At 63.4% G+C, this 18,520-nt stretch carries 23 protein-coding genes; 14 read left to right on the forward strand and 9 right to left on the reverse strand.

Features of this window, described 5'->3' with window-relative positions:
- Positions 1-61 precede the first annotated feature (61 nt).
- Positions 62-1,318: a pitrilysin family protein gene (locus tag QZ186_RS03425; protein WP_043705910.1), complete on the forward strand. Its 1,257-nt coding sequence runs from the start codon at positions 62-64 to the stop codon at positions 1,316-1,318.
- Positions 1,315-2,598 carry a pitrilysin family protein gene (locus QZ186_RS03430; protein ID WP_296415826.1) on the forward strand — a complete coding sequence of 428 codons (1,284 nt, stop codon included), beginning with the start codon at positions 1,315-1,317 and terminating at the stop codon, positions 2,596-2,598. Before QZ186_RS03425 ends, QZ186_RS03430 begins: the two co-directional genes overlap by 4 nt.
- Here the strand turns inward: QZ186_RS03430 and QZ186_RS03435 are convergent.
- A complete protein-coding gene (locus QZ186_RS03435) occupies positions 2,595-2,813 on the reverse strand; it encodes a DUF3148 domain-containing protein (protein ID WP_010316884.1) in 219 nt (72 codons plus the stop codon). The two genes, QZ186_RS03430 and QZ186_RS03435, sit on opposite strands and share 4 nt — an antisense overlap.
- A 55-nt stretch (positions 2,814-2,868) precedes the next feature.
- Here QZ186_RS03435 and QZ186_RS03440 point away from each other — a divergent pair, with 55 nt between their 5' ends.
- From QZ186_RS03440 to QZ186_RS03450, 3 genes are all read left to right on the forward strand, one after another.
- Positions 2,869-3,441: a biotin transporter BioY gene (locus QZ186_RS03440; RefSeq protein ID WP_247478301.1), complete on the forward strand. Its 573-nt coding sequence runs from the start codon at positions 2,869-2,871 to the stop codon at positions 3,439-3,441.
- Positions 3,441-3,890: a signal peptidase II gene (lspA, locus tag QZ186_RS03445; protein ID WP_010316882.1), complete on the forward strand. Its 450-nt coding sequence runs from the start codon at positions 3,441-3,443 to the stop codon at positions 3,888-3,890. The genes QZ186_RS03440 and lspA overlap by 1 nt, the downstream gene beginning before the upstream one ends.
- 61 nt (positions 3,891-3,951) lie before the next feature.
- Positions 3,952-5,526 (forward strand): YcjF family protein, encoded by a 1,575-nt coding sequence (locus QZ186_RS03450; RefSeq protein ID WP_296415829.1) that lies wholly within the window; start codon positions 3,952-3,954, stop codon positions 5,524-5,526.
- Positions 5,527-5,666: 140 nt separating this feature from the next.
- Here the strand turns inward: QZ186_RS03450 and QZ186_RS03455 are convergent, their stop codons facing one another.
- On the reverse strand, positions 5,667-7,076 hold the full coding sequence (locus QZ186_RS03455; protein ID WP_296415830.1) for a pyridoxal-dependent decarboxylase: 1,410 nt from the start codon (positions 7,074-7,076) through the stop codon (positions 5,667-5,669).
- Between the two features lie 55 nt (positions 7,077-7,131).
- Here QZ186_RS03455 and QZ186_RS03460 point away from each other — a divergent pair, with 55 nt between their 5' ends.
- Positions 7,132-7,680, forward strand: coding sequence for a nucleoside deaminase (locus QZ186_RS03460; RefSeq protein WP_247478291.1), 549 nt, complete (start codon positions 7,132-7,134; stop codon positions 7,678-7,680).
- Here the strand turns inward: QZ186_RS03460 and QZ186_RS03465 are convergent.
- Together QZ186_RS03465 and QZ186_RS03470 are read right to left on the reverse strand one after the other, a co-directional pair.
- Entirely contained in the window at positions 7,610-8,779 is a 1,170-nt protein-coding gene (locus QZ186_RS03465) for an alanine--glyoxylate aminotransferase family protein (protein WP_296415832.1), read from the reverse strand. The genes QZ186_RS03460 and QZ186_RS03465 overlap by 71 nt on opposite strands.
- 75 nt (positions 8,780-8,854) lie before the next feature.
- Positions 8,855-9,385, reverse strand: a complete 531-nt coding sequence (locus QZ186_RS03470) for an allophycocyanin subunit beta (RefSeq protein WP_247478287.1) — start codon at positions 9,383-9,385, stop codon at positions 8,855-8,857.
- A 242-nt stretch (positions 9,386-9,627) separates the two neighbouring features.
- On the opposite strand from QZ186_RS03470, the gene glnA reads away from it, so the two are divergent.
- A complete protein-coding gene (glnA, locus tag QZ186_RS03475; RefSeq protein ID WP_010316874.1) occupies positions 9,628-11,046 on the forward strand; it encodes a type I glutamate--ammonia ligase in 1,419 nt (472 codons plus the stop codon).
- Between the two features lie 54 nt (positions 11,047-11,100).
- Here glnA and QZ186_RS03480 read toward each other — a convergent pair whose 3' ends face one another.
- Positions 11,101-11,277, reverse strand: coding sequence for a hypothetical protein (locus QZ186_RS03480; RefSeq protein WP_232197292.1), 177 nt, complete (start codon positions 11,275-11,277; stop codon positions 11,101-11,103).
- Between the two features lie 216 nt (positions 11,278-11,493).
- Here QZ186_RS03480 and QZ186_RS03485 point away from each other — a divergent pair, with 216 nt between their 5' ends.
- On the forward strand, positions 11,494-12,549 hold the full coding sequence (locus QZ186_RS03485) for a class I SAM-dependent methyltransferase (protein ID WP_029626287.1): 1,056 nt from the start codon (positions 11,494-11,496) through the stop codon (positions 12,547-12,549).
- Between the two features lie 42 nt (positions 12,550-12,591).
- The gene (locus tag QZ186_RS03490) at positions 12,592-12,906 is read left to right on the forward strand and encodes a copper-binding protein (protein ID WP_247478276.1); all 315 of its coding nucleotides are present in this window, start codon (positions 12,592-12,594) and stop codon (positions 12,904-12,906) included.
- Between the two features lie 10 nt (positions 12,907-12,916).
- Here the strand turns inward: QZ186_RS03490 and QZ186_RS03495 are convergent, their stop codons facing one another.
- A complete protein-coding gene (locus QZ186_RS03495) occupies positions 12,917-13,189 on the reverse strand; it encodes a hypothetical protein (RefSeq protein WP_010316870.1) in 273 nt (90 codons plus the stop codon).
- A gap of 9 nt (positions 13,190-13,198) precedes the next feature.
- On the opposite strand from QZ186_RS03495, the gene QZ186_RS03500 reads away from it, so the two are divergent.
- A complete protein-coding gene (locus tag QZ186_RS03500; RefSeq protein WP_296415835.1) occupies positions 13,199-13,531 on the forward strand; it encodes a DUF6439 family protein in 333 nt (110 codons plus the stop codon).
- Here the strand turns inward: QZ186_RS03500 and QZ186_RS03505 are convergent.
- Together QZ186_RS03505 and QZ186_RS03510 are read right to left on the reverse strand one after the other, a co-directional pair.
- Complete coding sequence (locus QZ186_RS03505; protein ID WP_010316868.1) at positions 13,528-13,917, reverse strand: ATP-binding protein; 390 nt, start codon at positions 13,915-13,917, stop codon at positions 13,528-13,530. The two genes, QZ186_RS03500 and QZ186_RS03505, sit on opposite strands and share 4 nt — an antisense overlap.
- 61 nt (positions 13,918-13,978) lie before the next feature.
- Entirely contained in the window at positions 13,979-14,701 is a 723-nt protein-coding gene (locus QZ186_RS03510; RefSeq protein ID WP_296415837.1) for a GUN4 domain-containing protein, read from the reverse strand.
- Positions 14,702-14,798: 97 nt separating this feature from the next.
- Between QZ186_RS03510 and mnmH the strand changes: the two genes are divergently transcribed.
- Genes mnmH through QZ186_RS03530 form a run of 4 tightly spaced genes read left to right on the forward strand, consistent with a single transcriptional unit; the run spans position 14,799 to position 18,359 of the window.
- Entirely contained in the window at positions 14,799-15,860 is a 1,062-nt protein-coding gene (gene mnmH, locus QZ186_RS03515) for a tRNA 2-selenouridine(34) synthase MnmH (RefSeq protein WP_296415838.1), read from the forward strand.
- Positions 15,861-15,884: 24 nt separating this feature from the next.
- Complete coding sequence (psb28, locus tag QZ186_RS03520) at positions 15,885-16,253, forward strand: photosystem II reaction center protein Psb28 (RefSeq protein WP_247478268.1); 369 nt, start codon at positions 15,885-15,887, stop codon at positions 16,251-16,253.
- 49 nt (positions 16,254-16,302) lie between these two features.
- Positions 16,303-17,358 (forward strand): AI-2E family transporter, encoded by a 1,056-nt coding sequence (locus tag QZ186_RS03525; RefSeq protein ID WP_296415840.1) that lies wholly within the window; start codon positions 16,303-16,305, stop codon positions 17,356-17,358.
- Positions 17,358-18,359 carry an AI-2E family transporter gene (locus QZ186_RS03530; protein ID WP_010316859.1) on the forward strand — a complete coding sequence of 334 codons (1,002 nt, stop codon included), beginning with the start codon at positions 17,358-17,360 and terminating at the stop codon, positions 18,357-18,359. Before QZ186_RS03525 ends, QZ186_RS03530 begins: the two co-directional genes overlap by 1 nt.
- A gap of 2 nt (positions 18,360-18,361) precedes the next feature.
- Here QZ186_RS03530 and QZ186_RS03535 read toward each other — a convergent pair whose 3' ends face one another.
- Positions 18,362-18,514, reverse strand: coding sequence for a hypothetical protein (locus QZ186_RS03535; RefSeq protein ID WP_232197291.1), 153 nt, complete (start codon positions 18,512-18,514; stop codon positions 18,362-18,364).
- Positions 18,515-18,520: the final 6 nt, after the last annotated feature.

Genomic DNA, 18,520 nt, shown 5'->3' on the forward strand with positions numbered 1-18,520 from the left:
AGCGGCGACCGTCCTGGCGATCCTGCCAGCAGAATGGGGCGAACCACAGGTTCTCAATCCGTTGTCAGGTCTGAACACCGCTCCGCTGCCTGAACCGCAGCGTGGTCAGCTCGCCAACGGAACGTCCCTGGTGCAACTCGATCTGCCGAATGCACCTGTGGTCTGCCTTGACTTTTGGTGCCGCTCCGGCAGTGGAGTGGAGGCCCCCGGGGAGGCGGGGATCGCCCACTTCCTCGAGCACATGGTCTTCAAAGGAAGTCACAGCCTTCAAGCCGGTGAATTTGACCAGCGCATCGAAGCGCTTGGGGGCAACAGCAATGCAGCCACCGGCTTCGACGACGTGCACTATCACGTCCTGATTCCGCCCGAAGCCTGCGCTGAAGCACTGGAGCTGCTCACTGATCTGGTGCTTCAACCGCGCTTGGACCGGAGCGATTTCGACATGGAGCGTCAGGTGGTGCTCGAGGAACTCGCCCAGAGTGAGGACCAACCGGAAGAAGTGGCTTTTCAGCAGCTGCTCAAGCAAAGCTGCCTGGATCACGCCTATGGCAAAGCGATCCTGGGGGACCGGGACGCACTCCTTGGCCACACCCCGGAGGCCATGGCGCGCTTCCATGCCCGTCATTACCGCGCCGATCGTTGTTGCCTTTCGGTGGCAGGGCCGCTGGCGGCGTTGCAACTGGAAGAGCAACTGCAGCGCTCAGCCTTGGCGGAGTTGGTCCCCTCCGAAGCCGACGCAAGGCCTGCTCCACTGCAGTTCATGCCCGGTGAAGAGCGACTGGAACTGCCCCGGCTGGAGGCCGCCAGGCTCTTAATGGCCTGGCCGCTGCCCGGTGCAGCTGACCAAATGTCTGTGGTTGGTGGGGACCTGCTGACCACCCTGTTGGCGGAGGGACGGCGCAGTCGCCTGGTGGAGCGACTGCGGGAGCAGCTTCGGCTGGTGGAAAGCGTCGATCTCGATCTCAACGTCTTGGAGTCCGGCTGCCTTGTCTTGCTTGAGGCGGTCTGTGAGCCCGAACACCTCAGCCGTGTTCGAGCGGAAATCAATGGCGTCCTGAAGGCACTGCAGCAGGAGATCCCAAGCGAAGCCGAGGTGGAGCGCGCCCGGCGATTGGTCGGCAACGGCTACCGCTTCAGCCTGGAGGCGCCAAGCGCCGTCGCCGCGATGGTTGGCAACAGCGCGCTGTGGGATCGCAAGCACAACCTCCAAGCCCCGCTCGACTGGCTCGAGGAATGGGACGGACAGCGCCTGGTGCAGGACGTCGTCCCCCAACTGCAGCCGGAGCAGGCCTTTGTGTTGGAGGCGGTTCCAGCATGAGCAGCGCCGGCGTGCAACAACGTGAGCTCAGCGGAGGCTGTCCGCTCTGGCTCATCGAGCGTCCAGGTCCAGCCATCCTCTCGGCCAAGCTCTGGATCCGCGGCGGAAGCAGCGCCGACCCCTCTGGCCAGCGGGGAGCCTCCCAACTGCTCGCGGGGGTGCTGAGCCGGGGCTGCGGGCCGTTCAGTGGCGACGCCCTGGCTGATCTCGTTGAAGGCCGGGGCGCAGGACTGCGCTGTGAGGCCGCCGAAGACGGCACCTTGATCAGCCTGAAGTGCGCCAGTGATGACGCGGCTCTCTTGCTGCCGCTGGTCCTGCAGATGGTCACCAGCCCGTGGCTGGTCGAGGACCAGGTGACCCTCGAGCGTCAACTCAATCTGCAAACCCTGCAGCGGCAGAAGGAGGACCCCTTCCAGGTCGCCCACGATCAACTGCGTCAGCAGCTCTACGGCTCAGGGCCCTACGGCCACGACCCCCTGGGTGTTGAGGCCGAACTCTGCGCACTGGCTCGACCGCAACTCGAGCAGATGACCCACCAGCTCGGGCAAGAGGGTGCCGTGATGGTCCTGGCGGGCCAGATCCCAGCGGAGCCCGAGCAACTGTTGCTGCATCAGCTCGACGGCCAGAGCTGGAGGACCCAGGCGCCAAAGCGCCTGGCCGGCGCCTCCGGGCTCAAGCAGGTCTCACTGGCGAGCAACGTCGATGAGACTGAGCAGTTGGTCTTGATGCTGGGGACCACCACAGCTCCCCTTGGCAGTGAGCAGGCCCTGGCCCTACGGCTGCTGCATTGCCACCTGGGCATCGGCATGTCCAGCCGCCTCTTTGTGGCCCTACGGGAGGAACACGGCCTGGCCTACGACGTGGGGGTGCACTACCCCGCGCGCCTCGGGGATGCCCCCTTCGTGTTCCATCTCTCCAGCTCGAGTGAGCGAGCTGAGGAAGCCACCCGCGAGCTGCTCAATGAATGGCTGCGCCTGCTCGAGGAGCCCATCAGTGATGCACAACTCCAGCTGGCCAAGGCGAAATTCAAAGGTCAGGAGGCGTTAGGGCGCCAAACCTGCAGCCAAGTGGCCGATCGCCACGCCCTGGTCCTCGGCCATGGCCTGCCCTTCGACTTTGCCGATCGCTGTCTTCTCGAAGCTGAAGCGCTGACGCCGAACGATCTCCACCAAGCAGCGCAGGCGCTGCTGCAGGGACCGTCCTTGAGCCTCTGCGGACCGCAGGACGCGATTGAGGCAGCAACGGCGGTCTGGACGGGGCATCCACTGAACCGGTCTTAAACCGGTTCAAGTTGCTTGAGCTCCAGCAAAAAGGTGCCGCGACGGAAACGGACGGCGACTTGATCCAAGGCCTTGAGGGCTACCACCTGGCCAACCTCGTCGGCGTCGATCAAATCAGGCGGGCGCAGCATCGACATCGCGTCGGCTGTCTTGAGATAGCTGGGTTGAGCCAGCAGACGCACCTGAGTGCCAACGCTGATGGATTCCTGGGACATCGGTCGTTGCAAGACCACCACTCTCCTGCAGGATGGTCCCACTGAGAGGCCAACTGTGCGCGCCCTTGCCAACTGGAGTGGTGCCCTCGCTGGATTGCTGCTGATCCTCTGTGGAGGGTTGATTCAGGCCGCGATCCCTTGGCCAGGCAGCCAGGGCGTCTCGTTCGTGCCCCTGCCCATGACCTTGCAGGTGCCAGCCCTGCTCTTTACGGCCTTGGTCTGCGGACATCGTCCGGCCATGTTGGCCGGCATGGCCTACATCAGCCTGGGGCTCTTCCAGCTCCCGGTTTTTCAGGGTGGCGGCGGGTTGAGCTACCTCAGCGATCCCGCTTTTGGCTATCTGGCTGGGTTCCTACCAGCTGCCTGGCTGACCGGCCGCCTCGCCCAGCAGCAGGACATGGATGACCTGCTGAATCTTGTGGCTGCAGCGGTCCTGGGGCTGTTGATCCTTCAGGGTTGCGGCCTGGCCAACCTCCTGCTCGGCGGGCTGTTCCAGCGCTGGGGCGGACAGCTGCCCCAGTTGGTGCTGACCTACAGCCTTGGGCCGCTGCTCCCCCAACTGCTCCTCTGTTGTGCGGTGGCCGTTCTCGCCTGGCCGACCCGACGCCTGTTGTTGCTGGACCGTTGATGAAGCGGAGCTACTGGATCGCCATCGCCGTTGTGCTGATGGACCAGATCAGCAAGGCCTGGGCCGTGGACCATCTGGCCGGAGTGGGCGTTCGTCCGCTGCTTCCAGGACTGCTCCAACTGCAGCTGGTCTTCAACAGCGGTGCGGCCTTCAGCATGCTGGAGGGAAACGCCAACCTGTTGGGAGTGGTCAGCCTCGCGGTCGCCGTGGGGCTTGTGTTCTGGATCCAGACGAGCGGTCCACTGGATCGCTGGCAGGCCATGGGCCTGGGGTTCTTGCTGGGGGGAGCCGTTGGCAATGGAATCGACCGCTGGCGCTTGGGGCGGGTGGTGGACTTCCTGGAGTTTGTGCCGATCTCCTTCCCGATCTTCAACCTCGCGGATGTCGCCATCAACCTCGCGGTTCTTTGCCTAGCGCTCTCGCTCTTTCCCGCTTGGCGCAGGCACTAATCAAGGGGATCATCGGAGCGCGTGGTCAAGGAGCCCTTGACCTCCAACAAGGGATGCTGGCGTGAAACCTCCTGGTCGAATCTGGCTTTGGCTTGGTCTGGCCCTCGGGGTCTTGGTGGTCGTCACCGCCGTGCTCCAGGCCGTCAACAATCTGCTCTGGCAGCTGAGCTACCTGCTTCCGAGCTGGCTTGTTGGCCCCTTCAGCCTGCTGCTCTTCGGCGGGGCAGCACTGCTGATCGCTCGCTTTGCTTGGCCCTGGTTCAACAGCATCCGGCGCTCAGGCTGGAAGGTCTTTCAAGAGCCCGGTTCGCGCACCAGTGCGCCGATTGAGGCTCCCGTCAACCGCAAGGAAGCAGCTCAAAAGAACCTTGCAGGGATCGAGACGCTCCTGCAGGGCATCCGGGACGAGGTCCAACGTGAGGCCCTCAGGCAAGAACGAGAGAGGGTTGCAGCAGAGCTGGAACGCGGCGATTTAGTGATCGTGGTGTTTGGCACCGGCTCCGCCGGGAAAACATCCCTAATCCGGGCGCTGCTGCGCGACGTCGTGGGCGAGGTCGGAGCAGCCATGGGTTCAACGACGACAACCACGAGCTATCGCCTCCGCCTGCGCAACCTGCAGCGAGGCATCCGACTGGTTGACACGCCGGGGATTTTGGAAGCGGGCATCGAGGGGCAGAAGCGCGAGCAGATTGCCCGCGATCAGGCCTCGAATGCCGATCTCCTACTTCTTGTTGTCGATGGGGATCTTCGGGCCGCTGAGCTCGAGGTGTTTGCGGCGCTCGCCAGCTTGGGCAAACGGCTGCTGCTGGTCCTCAACAAGTGCGATCTGCGGGGTGAAGAAGAAGAGAAACGCCTCCTCGAGCTGCTTCGACGCAGAACCCAGGGCCGCATTGCACTGGAGGACGTGCTGACGGCCAGTGCATCACCCCAATCGGTTCCGATGCCGGGTGGTCAACCGCTGCAACCAGCACCGGAGATCGATCGGCTCCTGCGGAGGATCGCGCAGGTCTTGCACAGCGACGGGGAGGAGCTGATTGCCGACAACATCCTGATGCAGAGCAGCAGGCTCAGCGACGCGGGACGCCGTCTGCTGGGGGAGCAGCGGCAACAGGATGCGGAGTCGATCGTCGATCGCTACAGCTGGATCAGCGCCGGGGTGCTCGCGGCCACTCCGCTTCCGGGCATCGATTTGCTCGGGGCCGCCGCCGTCAATGCCCAGATGGTGATGGAAATCGGCCGCGTCTATGGGGTCAGCCTGTCGAAAACCTCGGCCCAGGAACTGGCTGTTTCCGTGGGACGAACCCTGGCCAGCTTGGGCTTGATCAAGGGCGGCATCAGCCTGGTCGGGGCCGCGCTCAGCCTGAACCTTCCGGCGCTGCTGCTGAGCCGTGCCGTGCAGGCGGTGGGTGCAGGCTGGCTGACTCGAATCGCCGGACGCAGTTTCATCACCTACTTCCAGCAGGATCAGGATTGGGGGGATGGCGGAATCCAGGACGTCGTGCAGCGTCAGTACGACCTGAACCGCCGTGAATCCGCCCTCAATGCATTTCTGTCGGCAGCGATGAAGCGTGTGGTGGAACCGCTGCAGCGTCAGGGGAAGCAGGGGCAACTGCCGCCACGGCCCGAGCGTCGCTGAAGGCCTCCGGCGGCGGTGGCTGCATCGGTCCACGGGCATCCAGGACGGTGATGAAGGCCAGATAGGCCACCGCGATCAGAATCGAGATGGCACCGGTCACGATGGCGACCCAGCGGCCTTGGGGGTTCGGTTGATTCATCTCAAACGCAAGTCAACGACCGCTGAACGACCGAGGCCACGGCAGCCAGGTCAGTGGATCGGGTGTGGGGATTGCCGAGTACGGCCTTGAGGTGATGCCTCCCCGCATAGAAGGGACGGGAGAGCATCAACTGCTGTTCGAGCAACTGCTGCCGGGTCTGGCTCGACCATCGCTCCGATTCGCTGGCCCCCATCGCACTCGGGGTGAAGGCCAATAGATGCAATGGGCCGCTGCGCATCTGCAAGGGCAGCCCGCAGAGGTGCTGCTCCAGCGCAGCGCGCCGTTGGAGGGCCCCCTGGAGCAACGCATCGATTCCATCCAAACCCAATTGGCGCAGTCCCAGCCAGAGCTTGAGGATCTCGGCCGGCCGCGTTCCCTGAAGGCCGCATTCACCGCCATGGGCATCCAGCCAACTGGGCTCCATGTAGGGCAGGCCAGTGCCAAAGCAGGAGGCCAGCAGTTCAGGACGTTTCAGCAGCAGCAGGGAGGAGGTCTTGGTGATGCCCAGGAGCTTCTGGGGATTCACCGTGAGGGAGTCGGCCCGGTCCAGATCGGGGACCAGGTGTTTGTGCCGTTGGCTGAGGCCAAACACCGCACCAATCGCGCCGTCCACGTGCAGCCAGACCCCGTGGCGGTGGCACAGATCAGAAATGGCCGCCAGGGGATCGACGGCACCCCGCACCGTGGTTCCGGCGGTGGCCACAACGGCAAGGACAGGACGTCCCTCTTGCTCGGCCGACTGCAAAGCAGCGGCAAGAGCCGTGGGGCAGAGACAGCCGGCGCCGTCCGTCTGGATGGTCTGGAGACTCTGCTTCGGTAAGCCCATCACCATCAGGGCCTTGCCGATGGAGACGTGGGCATCTGCGCTGCAGAACACCGTCAAGTCGGAGGTCTCGCCATGGGCGAGCTGATGGCGAGCCACGACCAAGGCCATCAGATTGCTGAGGCTGCCGCCACTGGCTGCGACACCACCGGCCGTCTCTCCGAGGCCCAGTTGTTCAGCCATCCAGTGGGTCAAGCTGCGCTCGAGCCGCGACAGGCTTGGCGAGAGCTCCTCGGCCAACAAATTGTTGTTGAGGCCGGCGCAGACGAGATCAGCCGCCACCGATGCGGTGAGCGGTGGGGGATCCAAGTGGGCCATCGCACCGGGGTGGACGGGGTTGTAGGCCCCATCCATCACCAGCTGCAGATCCTCAAGCAACGCCTCAGCAGACAGGCCCTGTTGCAGTGGAGCCGGCTCGGGAAGAACGCTCAGCAGGGGCAAGGGCGAGCGCTCAGCGGCACTGGACCACCACTGACAGAGACGCGTGCTGGCCGAGCTCAAGAAGGCTTCCAACGCGGGATCCTCCCGCAGGGGATCCGGGAAGCAGGCAACGCTGCGCTGCGGCTGGCTCGGTTGGGCTTGAGCCAATGGCCCTGAGCGTTCAGCGCCCATTGTCCCGTGTCATCGGACCCGCCGTGCTGGCATGGTTGAAGAAGCCTGCGAATCGACCTCGGGGTTGAACGAAGCTCAGCGCCATGAACTCTGGATGAGGCGGCTGCTGCGCCGGGCAGAGGCCGTTGGAGAGAAGGGTGAAATCCCTGTGGCGGCCGTCGTGCTGGATGGCCATGGACGGGCCCTGGGCTGGGGGGTCAACCGCAGGCAACGGGAGCAAAGGCCCCTGGGGCATGCGGAGTTAATGGCCTTGGAGCAAGCCGCACGCCTGAGGGGCGACTGGCGCTTTAACGACTGCAGCCTGATCGTGACGCTGGAGCCCTGCCCAATGTGTGCAGGCGCCCTGGTGCAAGCGCGCATGGGACAGGTGATCTTTGGGGCCCATGACCCCAAGCGCGGTGCTCTCGGCGGCTGTCTGAACTTGGCGACGGATCCGAGCGCCCATCACCACATGACAGTGATGGGCGGAGTGCTGGAGCTGGAATGCAAGAGCAGGCTCGAGGCCTGGTTCAAGCAGCGGCGGCAGCAGCGGCAGGCGCAGAAGAGCGGAAGGCCGGAAGCTCTTGCTCAAGCAGGTTGAGCAGGAGATCCACGTTCTCTTCGCGGCTGTTGTAGCCCATCAGCCCGATGCGCCAGACCTTGCCTGCGAGGGCACCCAGGCCTCCGCCCACTTCAATGCCGTGCTTGTTCAGCAGGTGAGTCGTGAAGGCCTTGCCATCGACACCTTCTGGAATGCGAACAGTGGTCAAGGTGGGGAGACGCAGCTCCAGGGGAACGTGGGGTTCAAGCCCAAGCCTCTCAAGACCTGACCAAAGGCGCTCAGCATTGCGGCGGTGGCGCGCCCAGACGTTCGCAAGACCTTCTTCTGCGATCAGGCGCAGGGCCTCGCGCATGCCGAAGTTCATGTTGACCGGTGCGGTGTGGTGATACACCCGGTCACTGCCCCAGTACTGATTCAGCAAGCTGACGTCGAGGTACCAGTTGGGCACCTTGCCGCTGCGGGCAGCCAGCTTCTCCTCGGCGCGGGGACCCATCGAGAAGGGACCGAGGCCGGGAGGGCAGCTCAGGCCCTTTTGGCTGCAGCTGTAGGCCAGATCAACCTTCCATTCATCGAGATACAGGGGCACTGCACCTAAAGAGGTCACCGTGTCGAGCAGCAGGAGACAGTCGTGCTGACGGCAGAGGTCACCGATGCCCTCCATGGGCTGGCAGACACCCGTTGAGGTCTCGGCATGGACCATCGCCAGGACCTTGGGCTTGTGCTGCTTCAAGCCCGCTTCGATCTCATCAAGACTGAAGGCTTCGCCCCAGGGCTTCTCGATGGTCTGGACATTGGCGCGGTAACGGCCCGCCATGTCCTGAAGACGCAAACCGAAGTAGCCCTTAACCGCCACGAGGACGGTGTCGCCAGGCTCAACGATGTTGGCGATCGTGGCTTCCATGGCCGCCGACCCCGTGCCGCTCATCGGCAGGGTCAGGCGGTTATCGGTTTGCCAGACGTAGCGGAGGAGCTCCTGCACTTCGCCCATCAGGGCGACATACAGGGGGTCCAAATGGCCGATCGGCGAGCGGCTGAGGGCCTCAAGAACCGTCGGGTGGGCATTGGAGGGGCCAGGTCCCAGCAGCAAGCGCTCCGGAGTATCGATCGGAGCAAGCGACAGCCGATGTCGATCTGACACGGTTGATGAGATGGAAGCCAAGGCCTGGGAGGGGGCTGGATGGGTTGAGACTACGCAGTCGCAGGTGCGAGCGAATCAGCGGGCGCGCACGTTGGTATCAGCCAAGCCGCGGCAAAGGTGCTCAAAAGGAGCACGCACAACACTGTTGATGAGCTCCGCACTAGCGGCACCGGAATCGAGCAATTTCTCGCTAATCACATCGGCCATCAGGGCGATGCTGCGAACGGTGGGACCAGTGGGGACACCGAGGCTCTTATAGGTGTCATCCAGGCCGTTCAGGACCCGCTCGTTCAGGATTGTGCTGTCGTCAGCCACCAAGGCGTAGCTGGCGTAGCGAAGGAAGTAATCCATGTCCCGCAGGCAGGCAGCCCAGCGGCGCGTGGTGTAGGCGTTGCCGCCGGGTAGCAACAGCTCGGGATCCGACTGCCAGAGGCGCTGGCTGGCCTCGCGGACGATTTCAGCGGCTTCGCAGTTGATCAGCTCAACCGCAGCGAGACGCAACGACGATTCAGAGAAATAGGTGGCGATTCGGTCAATGGCCGAGCCGTCGAGATAACGGCCGAGCTGGTCGTAACGGCCGATCAGACCGGTGATGGCATCACGCATTGGGGGTGTGAGATCGACGCACCTGGGTTGGACCGTAGCACCGGCAAACGTCCAGATCCCTTGCTGGATCGAGGTTTTGAAGAAGTTGACAGAAACGGTTACTCAAACCAGCGGAGGAGTCCAAAACAGGCCGATCAGTCCTCTATTTGGTTACGGGCGATACAAAGCGGGGTCAACGCCGATCACTACGGTCTGAGCCGTCCGGTACAGGCCGGCACCCACCAAGCCATTCTCAACGCGTCATGGCCAAGACCGCCCAGGACGTCCTCCGTCAGATCAAGGACGAAGGCATTGAACTGATTGACCTCAAGTTCATTGACCTCCACGGCAAGTGGCAGCACCTCACCGTCACCCCTGATCTGGTTGAAGAGGAAGCCTTCACCGAGGGCGTTGCCTTTGACGGCTCCTCCATCCGCGGCTGGAAGGCCATCAACGAGTCGGACATGGCCATGGTGCCCGACCCGAACACCGCCTGGATCGACCCCTTCTACGGCCACAAAACCCTCAGCCTGATTTGCTCCATTCAGGAGCCCCGTAGTGGCAAGCCTTACTCCCGCTGCCCCCGTGCCCTGGCACAGAAGGCTCTGGACTACCTGAGCTCCAGCGGCCTGGCCGACACGGCCTACTTCGGACCCGAGCCCGAGTTCTTCGTCTTTGACGACGTGCGCTACAAGAGCGCCAATGGCTCCAGCTTCTACAGCGTCGACTCGATCGAGAACCCCTGGAATACCGATCGCGTTGAAGAAGGCGGCAACCTCGCCAACAAGATTCAACTGAAGGAGGGCTACTTCCCCGTCGCCCCGAACGACACCCTTCAGGACATGAGGACCGAGATGCTCCTCACCATGGGCTCCCTGGGTGTGCCCATCGAGAAGCACCACCACGAGGTCGCCACCTCCCAGCATGAGCTGGGCATGAAGTTCGCCGAGCTGATCACCGCGGCGGACAACGTGATGATCTACAAATACGTCGTGCGCAACGTTGCCAAGAAGTACGGCAAGACCGCCACGTTCATGCCCAAGCCGATCTTTGCCGACAACGGCAGCGGCATGCACGTTCACCAGAGCATCTGGAAGAACGGCGACACCCTGATGTGGGGCGATGGCACCTACGCCAACCTGTCCCAAACGGCCCGTTGGTACATCGGTGGCCTGCTGAAGCATGCCCCCAGTTTCCTGGCCTTCACCAACCCGACCACCAACAGCTACAAGCGCCTGGTGCCCGGTTTTGAAGCACCGGTGAACCTGGTGTACTCCCAGGGCAACCGTTCCGCCGCCGTCCGCATCCCGCTGACCGGCATGAATCCCAAGGCCAAGCGCCTGGAATTCCGCTCAGGCGACGCTCTGGCAAACCCCTATCTGGGCTTTGCCGCCATGCTCATGGCCGGCATCGACGGCATCAAGAACCAGATCGATCCGGGCAATGGCACCGACGTCGACCTGTTCGAACTGCCCGCCGAGGAGCTGGCGAAGATCTCGACCGTTCCCGCGTCCCTCAACGGCTCACTGGAAGCCCTCAAGGCTGATCACGAATACCTGTTGGCCGGTGGCGTCTTCACCGAAGACTTCATCGACAACTGGATCGCCCTGAAGTACGAGGAGGTGCAGCAGCTGCGCCAGCGGCCCCACCCCCACGAATTCACCATGTACTACGACGCCTGATCAGGGTCTCGTTCATGGCAGCCCCGGCTTCGGCCGGGGCTTTTTGATGGCGAGTCAGCTGTGACGCAGCTGCTCGATGGCGCTGTCATGCAGCCGTTGCTCATGGGCATGGCGCTGGGCCCAAACCAAGGTCTGAGCGTCGACCCGCTCCTCATGATCCAGGTCGGGCTTGGCCCGGCGCTGAGACAGCCAGCCGCTCAGCCGACGGGCAGCACGCTGGCGCTCTCGCACCCAGGCGACATAGTGCGGCTCATTCAAACGAGCAGAGGGGGTGGTATCGATCATTGACTTCCTCCTTCCTGTTTCACAGATTCATTCTGTAGCTGTTGCTACCAATTTGCGCGCATCTCCATCAATCTTGATCAGAGTTCAAGCCGATACAAGTCCACGGCGACTGCATCCCATCGGCTGAAATAGGTGCCACATGAGATCAGTGGCATCCCGCCCATGGCTGACGCCGTCACCAAGCTCGCCTACGAGGCCCTACAGCAGGGCAAGAGCCTGGTCGGGGTCGCCCACAAGGAGATCAGCACACGCCTGATGGAATTTGTGGCGCCCGATGGAGCGCCCAAAACCCTGCCCATTCCGCCGCAGATGCTTCGGGACCTGCAGGCCTCCCACAAGGCCCTGCTGGACCTGGATTGGCAAGAAGCAGAAGCGGGGCTGTATCCCACCAACTTGCTCTTTGATGCCCCCTGGGGCGATTGGGCCGCGCGCTACCCCCTGGTCTGGCTGGACATGCCCAGCACCTGGACCAGGCGCTCCGAGCGCAACGTCCGTGACCTTCCCACCAACGTCGAGACCGAGAACTACCCCGACTACTACCTGCAGAACTTCCACCATCAGACCGATGGCTATCTGAGCGATCACTCGGCGACCCTCTACGACCTGCAGGTCGAGATCCTGTTCAACGGCACGGCCGATCCCATGCGCCGGCGGGTGATCAAGCCGTTGGTCCAAGGCCTTCGCGCCTTCGGTGACAGACCCAGCAGCTCCCTTCGGGTTCTGGACGTCGCCACCGGTACGGGCCGGACCCTGCATCAACTGCGAGCAGCCCTGCCCCAGGCGCAGCTCGTGGGCCTGGATCTGTCATCGGCCTACCTGCGCCAGGCCAATCGCTGGCTCTCGCAACGTCCATCGGAACTACCCCAGCTGGTCCAGGGCAACGCCGAGTCGATGCCCTTTGCAGAAGGGAGCATGCAGGGGGTGACCTGCGTCTTCTTAATGCACGAACTGCCAGGCGAAGCGCGTCAGGCCGTGATCGAAGACTGCTTCAGGGTTCTGGAACCTGGTGGTGTCCTGGTGCTTGCGGATTCCGTCCAGCTGGCTGACTCACCGCAATTTGAAGTCGCCATGGACAACTTCCGCCGGATGTTCCATGAGCCGTACTACCGCGACTACATCGGCGATGACATCGACGCTCGCCTGAGCGCAGCAGGATTCAGCGGAATTCGTGCCCAATCCCATCTGATGACCCGGGTCTGGACTGCCACCAAGCCCTGACACAGGGCTTGCCACTGCTCGCTCGCTCCATAGGGTCTGCTGATGAGCAACCCCTTTCACGTGCGCTGGCTCAACGGCTGGTCCTTCCAGACCGTGCTGATGGAGGGGGCAGTTCAAGTGGAAGCACGAGGCTTCGGAATCTGTCTGCGGACTCCGGTGCGAGCTGGCGAGAGCCCGACGGCAGCCGCTGATCGCCTGGTTCTGGCAGAGGACCGGCGCCGCCGTGCCCTGCATGCCGCCTGGCTCAGGGGAGAGCGACTCAAGGCGAATCGTCCAGATGGCCTGACTCCTGAGGGCAGCAGTCAAGAACAGGCTCCTAGCCCCACCGGACGTTCGCTGATTCGCGTCGCCGCCTGAACGGGACGGTTCAACGCTTCAACAGGACGGCCATGAGGGCGCCCACGCCGCCCCAACGCAGGAATTGCCAAACAACCCGCTCACTCCAGAGAGTGGCCTGAAGCGGACTTGGGAGCGGATCCAACAGTCGCTGGGCTGCTGAGAGCCGCTGTCGCAAACGACGGGCCTGGAGGCTGTCGTCGGAGGGTTCCAGGCGCTCAGCGGCCGACACGGTGGCCAGCAGGTTGGCCAGTTGATGCAGCCAGCGGATCGGCTGGTAGGGGGAGCGCGGTCGCTGTTGCATGGCGTCAGGATGGCCTGGTCCCAACGGATCCGTCCAGTGCAGGCTCAACAGGCGAAGCAAAATCCGCGGGAGTGGCCCCTGGAGAGCCAGCAGTTGGCGCAGGCATTGCATCAGAAGCTGGCCATCAGCAACCAGGACTGGCATGCGCTCAAGGCACAGCCCCAACGGCGGGCAGCCGAGCAACTGACAGCAGCACTGGTGCTGCTGCTGGATCCAGCCAACGGCCCGGCCTCAGCCGGCGTGAGCGCACAGAGGCAACAGGCGACGGCCCTGGTGGAGCATGCCCTCGGCTGGCTCAAGGGTGAGCTGAAGGACCCCGGCTGCCCGACGCACGGCCACTAGGCCCTGCGCATCGCCACTTGGACGCGGTTGCCCCTGCGGCTCCAGCGCACATCTTCGAAGCACTGGTGGATCAGGAACAGGCCCCGGCCACTCGCAGCATCCAGGCGATCCGGAAGCGCAGCGACGCGGGCTTGGGCCGGCAGGCCAGGTCCCTCATCTTGAACCTGAAACACACACCACCTGGGGGAGAGGATGCGGCGAATCCGCACGCACTTCAGAGGGTCGTTGCCATTGCCGTGGCGCACGGCATTGACCAGGACCTCCTGGAGGCCCAACTGCAGCGTGGCCTGTTGTTCGGCGCATTGAATCGGCTCCAGCAACAGCTCCAGCAGCGGAGCGAGATGCAGGGTCGATGGGGTGATGTAGTCAGCCCAACGCAGCGCCATAGAGCCCCGGAGAGGGGAACAGCGAACGGATTGACCCTACCGCCGAGTGAAGCGCCGTGCTTCAGGACGCCACGCGTTGTTGCACCCCTGGGTGGGAGAGCAAGGCATCCATCAGACGGACCCCCCGCAACTGATTCACCAGGGGCATGTGCCCCTCCGGAGCTTCGAGGGTCCAGGTGAAGGCCTTGGGGTAACGGGTCCAGATCCCCGCTTGCTTCCAGCCAATCCGCGGCCAAAGCTGCTCCCAGCGGTTGCCCAGGCTGCGCAGCAAACGCAGTTGAACGGAGAAACCAAAACGAGCCTGGGAGAAGGTCACCCAAAGGCGATCCAGACTCTCAAGATCCACGGAGGCCATCGGCGGGACCTCGGAGTAATAGACGTAGCCGCGTTTTTCGGCTGCCGGTCCGGCCAACTGGCGCAGGTGCTCGCTCGTTAGACGGTCGGCTTCCTCGAAGTCCTGACGAATCAAGGCCAACTGCAGGGGGCCGTAATCCAGGCCCTGGCCACTGGTCACGGCGAGCCAGCCCTCTGGGAAACGGGTCCAAAAAGCCTGGGAGAGCGCGTCGTCCTCGGAGACCAACAACTGGATCAGGGTCCCGCAGGCCCAGTCATCTCCAGTGGCATCCCAGCGGTCGATTTGATCGGCGATCAGAGGACGGCACTCACTGCTGCGCTGCAGCACTTGCGGCAGAAGGGAGCGCCGTTGGCGTGGAGCGCTCGTCAGAAAGCGCTCGATCAACTGGTCAGCGCTGACCGTGGTGGTGACGGGTGGTCCGGAGAGCATGGAGACGGGCTGACCTGACGCTGGTGCGACAGCGTTGGCCCACTATGTCAGGCATTGCAGTCCCATAGCGGCAAGAAGCCCACCCAGGATCATCGCCATGGCTGATCGCCAATCGATTGAGGCTTTCCTGCAGGGCCCGGGTCCGGTGGTGGATGTCCGCGCCCCGGCTGAATTCGAAAAGGGCCATATCCCTGGGGCCCAGAACTTGCCTCTGTTCAGCGACCAGGAGCGTGCAGAGGTCGGAACGAGCTACAAGCAGCAGGGGCGCACTGCGGCGGTGCAGCTCGGCCTCTCGCTGGTGGGGCCAAAGCTGGCCTTCCTAGGGGAAAAGCTGCAGACACTCAGCAAAAGCCATCCAGGGCAACCCCTGAAAATTCACTGCTGGCGCGGCGGAATGCGCTCGGGGAGCATCGCCTGGCTAGCCGAAACCCTCGATCTTGAGGTTCTGCTGCTGGAGGGTGGATACAAGAGCTATCGCCAGTGGGTCCTCGCGCTGATGGAGCAGCCCTGGCCCATTCGCCTTCTCGGCGGACGGACAGGGACGGGGAAGACCGACCTTCTGGTGGCCCTGGCGGAACAAGGCGTGGCGGTGCTGGACCTCGAAGGACTGGCGAATCACCGCGGCAGCAGCTTTGGCGGCTTGGGTTTGCCGGCCCAGCCGACCACGGAGCACTTCGAAAACAAAATCGCTGAAGTGCTGCAGCAGCACCGCTCGGCCCAAGAGATTTGGGTTGAAGCCGAAAGCGTGCAGGTGGGCCGCTGCCGGATTCCCTCGGGGCTCTGGCAGCAGATGCAGGGGGCTCCGCTGCTGGAAATCACAAGACCGGTTGAGGAGCGACTGGAGCAGCTGGTGGCGGTCTACGGGATCCAGGACCCCCTGGCCCTTGCCGATGCCACCCAACGGATCGCCAGACGCCTGGGTCCCCAACGCACCAAAACCGCCCTCGAGGCGATCGAGCAAGCGGATTGGCATGGCGCCTGTGCGCAGATGCTGGACTACTACGACCGCTGCTACGACCACGAGCTCGAGCGCCATGGTCAAACCGAAGAGCCAAGCCCACGGGAGCGACTCGACTGTGCGGGGCTCACTGCGCAGGGAGCCGCCGAGCAACTGATCGAAAGCGGAGCGGCAACCAGATCCGCCGGGCAGCATCACTAGGATCAGCCTTTGCGATAACGGGCGATGGCCGCGATCCAGTTTTTCCCCGGTGTGGATGAGCCGGTCGTGCCCGATATCCGTATGACCCGTTCGCGGGATGGTCGCACCGGTCAGGCGATCTTCGTGTTCGATCAGCCCCAGGCCCTCTCCCCCGAGACCATGGCTGACATCGGCGGCATGTACATGCTCGATGAAGAGGGTCAGATGGTGACCCGCGACGTCAACGCCAAGTTCGTCAACGGCAAGCCTTCGGCCCTGGAGGCCACCTACACCTGGAAAACCACCGAGGATTTCGAGCGGTTCATGCGCTTTGCCGAGCGCTATGCCCAGGCCAATGACCTCGGCTTTGCCCAGAACAAAAAGGACGAAGCTGGCGAAGAGGACGCCAACTGAATTCAATCGCCGCAATCGGCGCTAAAACAACACGAGTTGGCCTCCCCCTTTGCGATTCGGCCAGTGGCTCGGATTGATTGCCACAGCAGCGGCGCTGGTGCTGCTGTGGTCCCTGCGGGAGGTCCTCGTCCTCGTCTTTGCTGCCGTGGTGCTCGCCATGGCCATCTGCACCCTGGTGGGTGTGACCCAAGAGCGCTTGCGCTGCAACCGTCCGCTGGCGCTCTTCATCAGCCTGGGGGGCTTGCTGGTGGTGGTGGTGCTGACCACCGCCGTCGTGGTCCCACCGTTTGTTGCCCAGTTCCAAGAACTGCTGCGGCAGCTTCCAGCAGCCCTGCAGTTGGCGATGCAGCTGCTACGCCGCACCCTGGATCAGAGCAGTCAGATGCTCTATGGCCGCGAGGCGCTGCAGTGGTTGCAGAAGAGCTGGCTCAGCCAGGGGTCCGGCAGCCTTGACCCGACCGAGGGGTTCCTGAAGCTGCTTGGGATTGCAGGGAACCTGGGCAGCGGGCTTGTGGAGCTGCTGTTTGTGGTCGCTGTCAGCCTGATGGTGGCGATCCAACCCCAGGCCTACCGGGAAATCGCGATCCTGCTGGTCCCATCGTTTTATCGGCGACGCTTCCGGGACGTTCTCACGCTCTGCGGTGAGGCCCTCAGCAGTTGGATGGCCGGCGTGCTGATCAGCTCGCTCTGCGTCGGCGTCTTGGCCGCCATCGGCCTGTCACTACTGGGGGTGAAGCTGGTGGCCGCCAACGCGCTATTGGCTGGCCTGCTGAACATCATTCCCAACATCGGACCGACCTTGAGCACGGTCTTTCCGATGTCCGTGGCGCTGCTCGATTCACCCGTCAAAGCGCTGCTGGTGCTGCTGCTTTATGTGGTGATTCAGCACATCGAGAGCTACCTGATCACCCCTTCGGTCATGCATCACCAGGTGAAGTTGCTGCCTGGATTGACCTTGATTGCCCAATTCTTCTTCACGGTGATCTTTGGTCCCTTGGGACTGCTGTTGGCGCTGCCACTGGCGGTCTGCCTCCAGGTCCTGGTTCGCGAGGTGCTGATCCAAGACGTTCTGAACGGCTGGGAACTCCCGATGGCTGAGCGCTGATGACACCACGCAGTTTGCTGTTGCTGCTGTCCCTTGTGGTTCTTGGGCTCTTGGCCTGGGAACTGCGCTGGGTCCTGATGGTGCTCTTCGGTGCCGTCGTCCTCGCTGTCGCCCTCGACGTGCCCGTGAGCTGGTTGCGCCGAGGCCTGAGACTCAGCCGGCCACTGGCACTCCTGCTGGTGCTGATGGTGCTGGCTCTTCTGAGCTGGCAACTCACGGACTTACTCCTGCCGGAATTGCTCGAGCAGCTCAATCAGCTGACCCAGCTGGTGCCAGCGCTGATTGCACGCCTTTCGGAATTGCTGGGCGGTGTCAGCGTCCTGGAGGGTCTGGAAGGTCGACTCGCCGATCTGATCACACTCGACAAGTTGCAACCCATTGGAGCCCAACTGATTGGGTTCGCCGGGGGAGCGGCCAGCGGCACCGTGCTGCTGCTGTTGATGGGGCTGCTGGCGATCCTGTTGGTCCTCGATCCGCGCAGTCACCAACGCCTGGTGTTGGCCTTGACGCCAGCCCACAGCCGGCCGCTGGTGCAGAACCTCCTGACAGAAAGCCGCCAAGCCCTCGGGGGCTGGCTGGCGGGAATGACGCTCTCGGCCTCGGTGGTGTTCCTCCTGACCTGGGCCGGCCTGGCAGCCTTGAAGGTCCCCTTGGCCCTGTTGAGCGGACTGATCTGCGGCCTTCTGACCTTTGTGCCCACCATCGGCCCCACCCTGGCGAGCCTGCTACCGGTGGCTGTGTCGCTGTTGATCTCGCCGACCCTGGCCGTTCAGGTGATCGTGCTTCGCCTGGTGCTGCAGAACGGCGAGGCGTTCCTACTCACGCCCCTGCTCCTGAGTCGAACGGTCAATCTGCTGCCCACCGTCGCGCTGATGGCGCAGCTCAGCCTGGGGGCACTGCTGGGCCTACCCGGTGTACTGCTGGCCCTACCGCTTGTCGTCGTCCTCCAGGTCTTCTCCCAACGGGTGCTGGTGGAGCAGGTCATGGACCGGTGGACCTAGGGCTATCGCCGCTGGCGGATCAAGCTCGGGGTCAAGATCAAGACCGTGACCGCAAGCAAGTGATAGCGGGGAATCATCAACAAGCTGATCCAGGTGAAGTGCTCGGCTAGGAGCTGAAGCTCAGCGCGCAGATCCCAGAGGGCAAGGAGTGCCAACGCCAC

The sequence above is a fragment of the Vulcanococcus sp. DEBay_Sum29NL08_54 genome, from assembly GCF_017859255.1.
In the GTDB taxonomy this organism is placed as follows: domain Bacteria; phylum Cyanobacteriota; class Cyanobacteriia; order PCC-6307; family Cyanobiaceae; genus Vulcanococcus.

What these genes read in the sequence shown, in the direction of transcription:
- QZ186_RS03500 (WP_296415835.1), top strand. Translation starts at nt 13,199, where the DNA reads ATGGCCTGGTCCCAACGGATCCGTCCAGTGCAGGCTCAACAGGCGAAG.
- lspA (WP_010316882.1), top strand. Translation starts at nt 3,441, where the DNA reads ATGAAGCGGAGCTACTGGATCGCCATCGCCGTTGTGCTGATGGACCAG.
- psb28 (WP_247478268.1), top strand. Translation starts at nt 15,885, where the DNA reads ATGGCCGCGATCCAGTTTTTCCCCGGTGTGGATGAGCCGGTCGTGCCC.
- mnmH (WP_296415838.1), top strand. Translation starts at nt 14,799, where the DNA reads ATGGCTGATCGCCAATCGATTGAGGCTTTCCTGCAGGGCCCGGGTCCG.
- QZ186_RS03470 (WP_247478287.1), bottom strand. Translation starts at nt 9,385, where the DNA reads ATGCGTGATGCCATCACCGGTCTGATCGGCCGTTACGACCAGCTCGGC.
- QZ186_RS03435 (WP_010316884.1), bottom strand. Translation starts at nt 2,813, where the DNA reads ATGTCCCAGGAATCCATCAGCGTTGGCACTCAGGTGCGTCTGCTGGCT.
- QZ186_RS03530 (WP_010316859.1), top strand. Translation starts at nt 17,358, where the DNA reads ATGACACCACGCAGTTTGCTGTTGCTGCTGTCCCTTGTGGTTCTTGGG.
- QZ186_RS03510 (WP_296415837.1), bottom strand. Translation starts at nt 14,701, where the DNA reads ATGCTCTCCGGACCACCCGTCACCACCACGGTCAGCGCTGACCAGTTG.
- QZ186_RS03505 (WP_010316868.1), bottom strand. Translation starts at nt 13,917, where the DNA reads ATGGCGCTGCGTTGGGCTGACTACATCACCCCATCGACCCTGCATCTC.
- QZ186_RS03495 (WP_010316870.1), bottom strand. Translation starts at nt 13,189, where the DNA reads ATGCAACAGCGACCGCGCTCCCCCTACCAGCCGATCCGCTGGCTGCAT.
- QZ186_RS03490 (WP_247478276.1), top strand. Translation starts at nt 12,592, where the DNA reads ATGAGCAACCCCTTTCACGTGCGCTGGCTCAACGGCTGGTCCTTCCAG.
- glnA (WP_010316874.1), top strand. Translation starts at nt 9,628, where the DNA reads ATGGCCAAGACCGCCCAGGACGTCCTCCGTCAGATCAAGGACGAAGGC.
- QZ186_RS03485 (WP_029626287.1), top strand. Translation starts at nt 11,494, where the DNA reads ATGGCTGACGCCGTCACCAAGCTCGCCTACGAGGCCCTACAGCAGGGC.
- QZ186_RS03430 (WP_296415826.1), top strand. Translation starts at nt 1,315, where the DNA reads ATGAGCAGCGCCGGCGTGCAACAACGTGAGCTCAGCGGAGGCTGTCCG.
- QZ186_RS03460 (WP_247478291.1), top strand. Translation starts at nt 7,132, where the DNA reads ATGGTTGAAGAAGCCTGCGAATCGACCTCGGGGTTGAACGAAGCTCAG.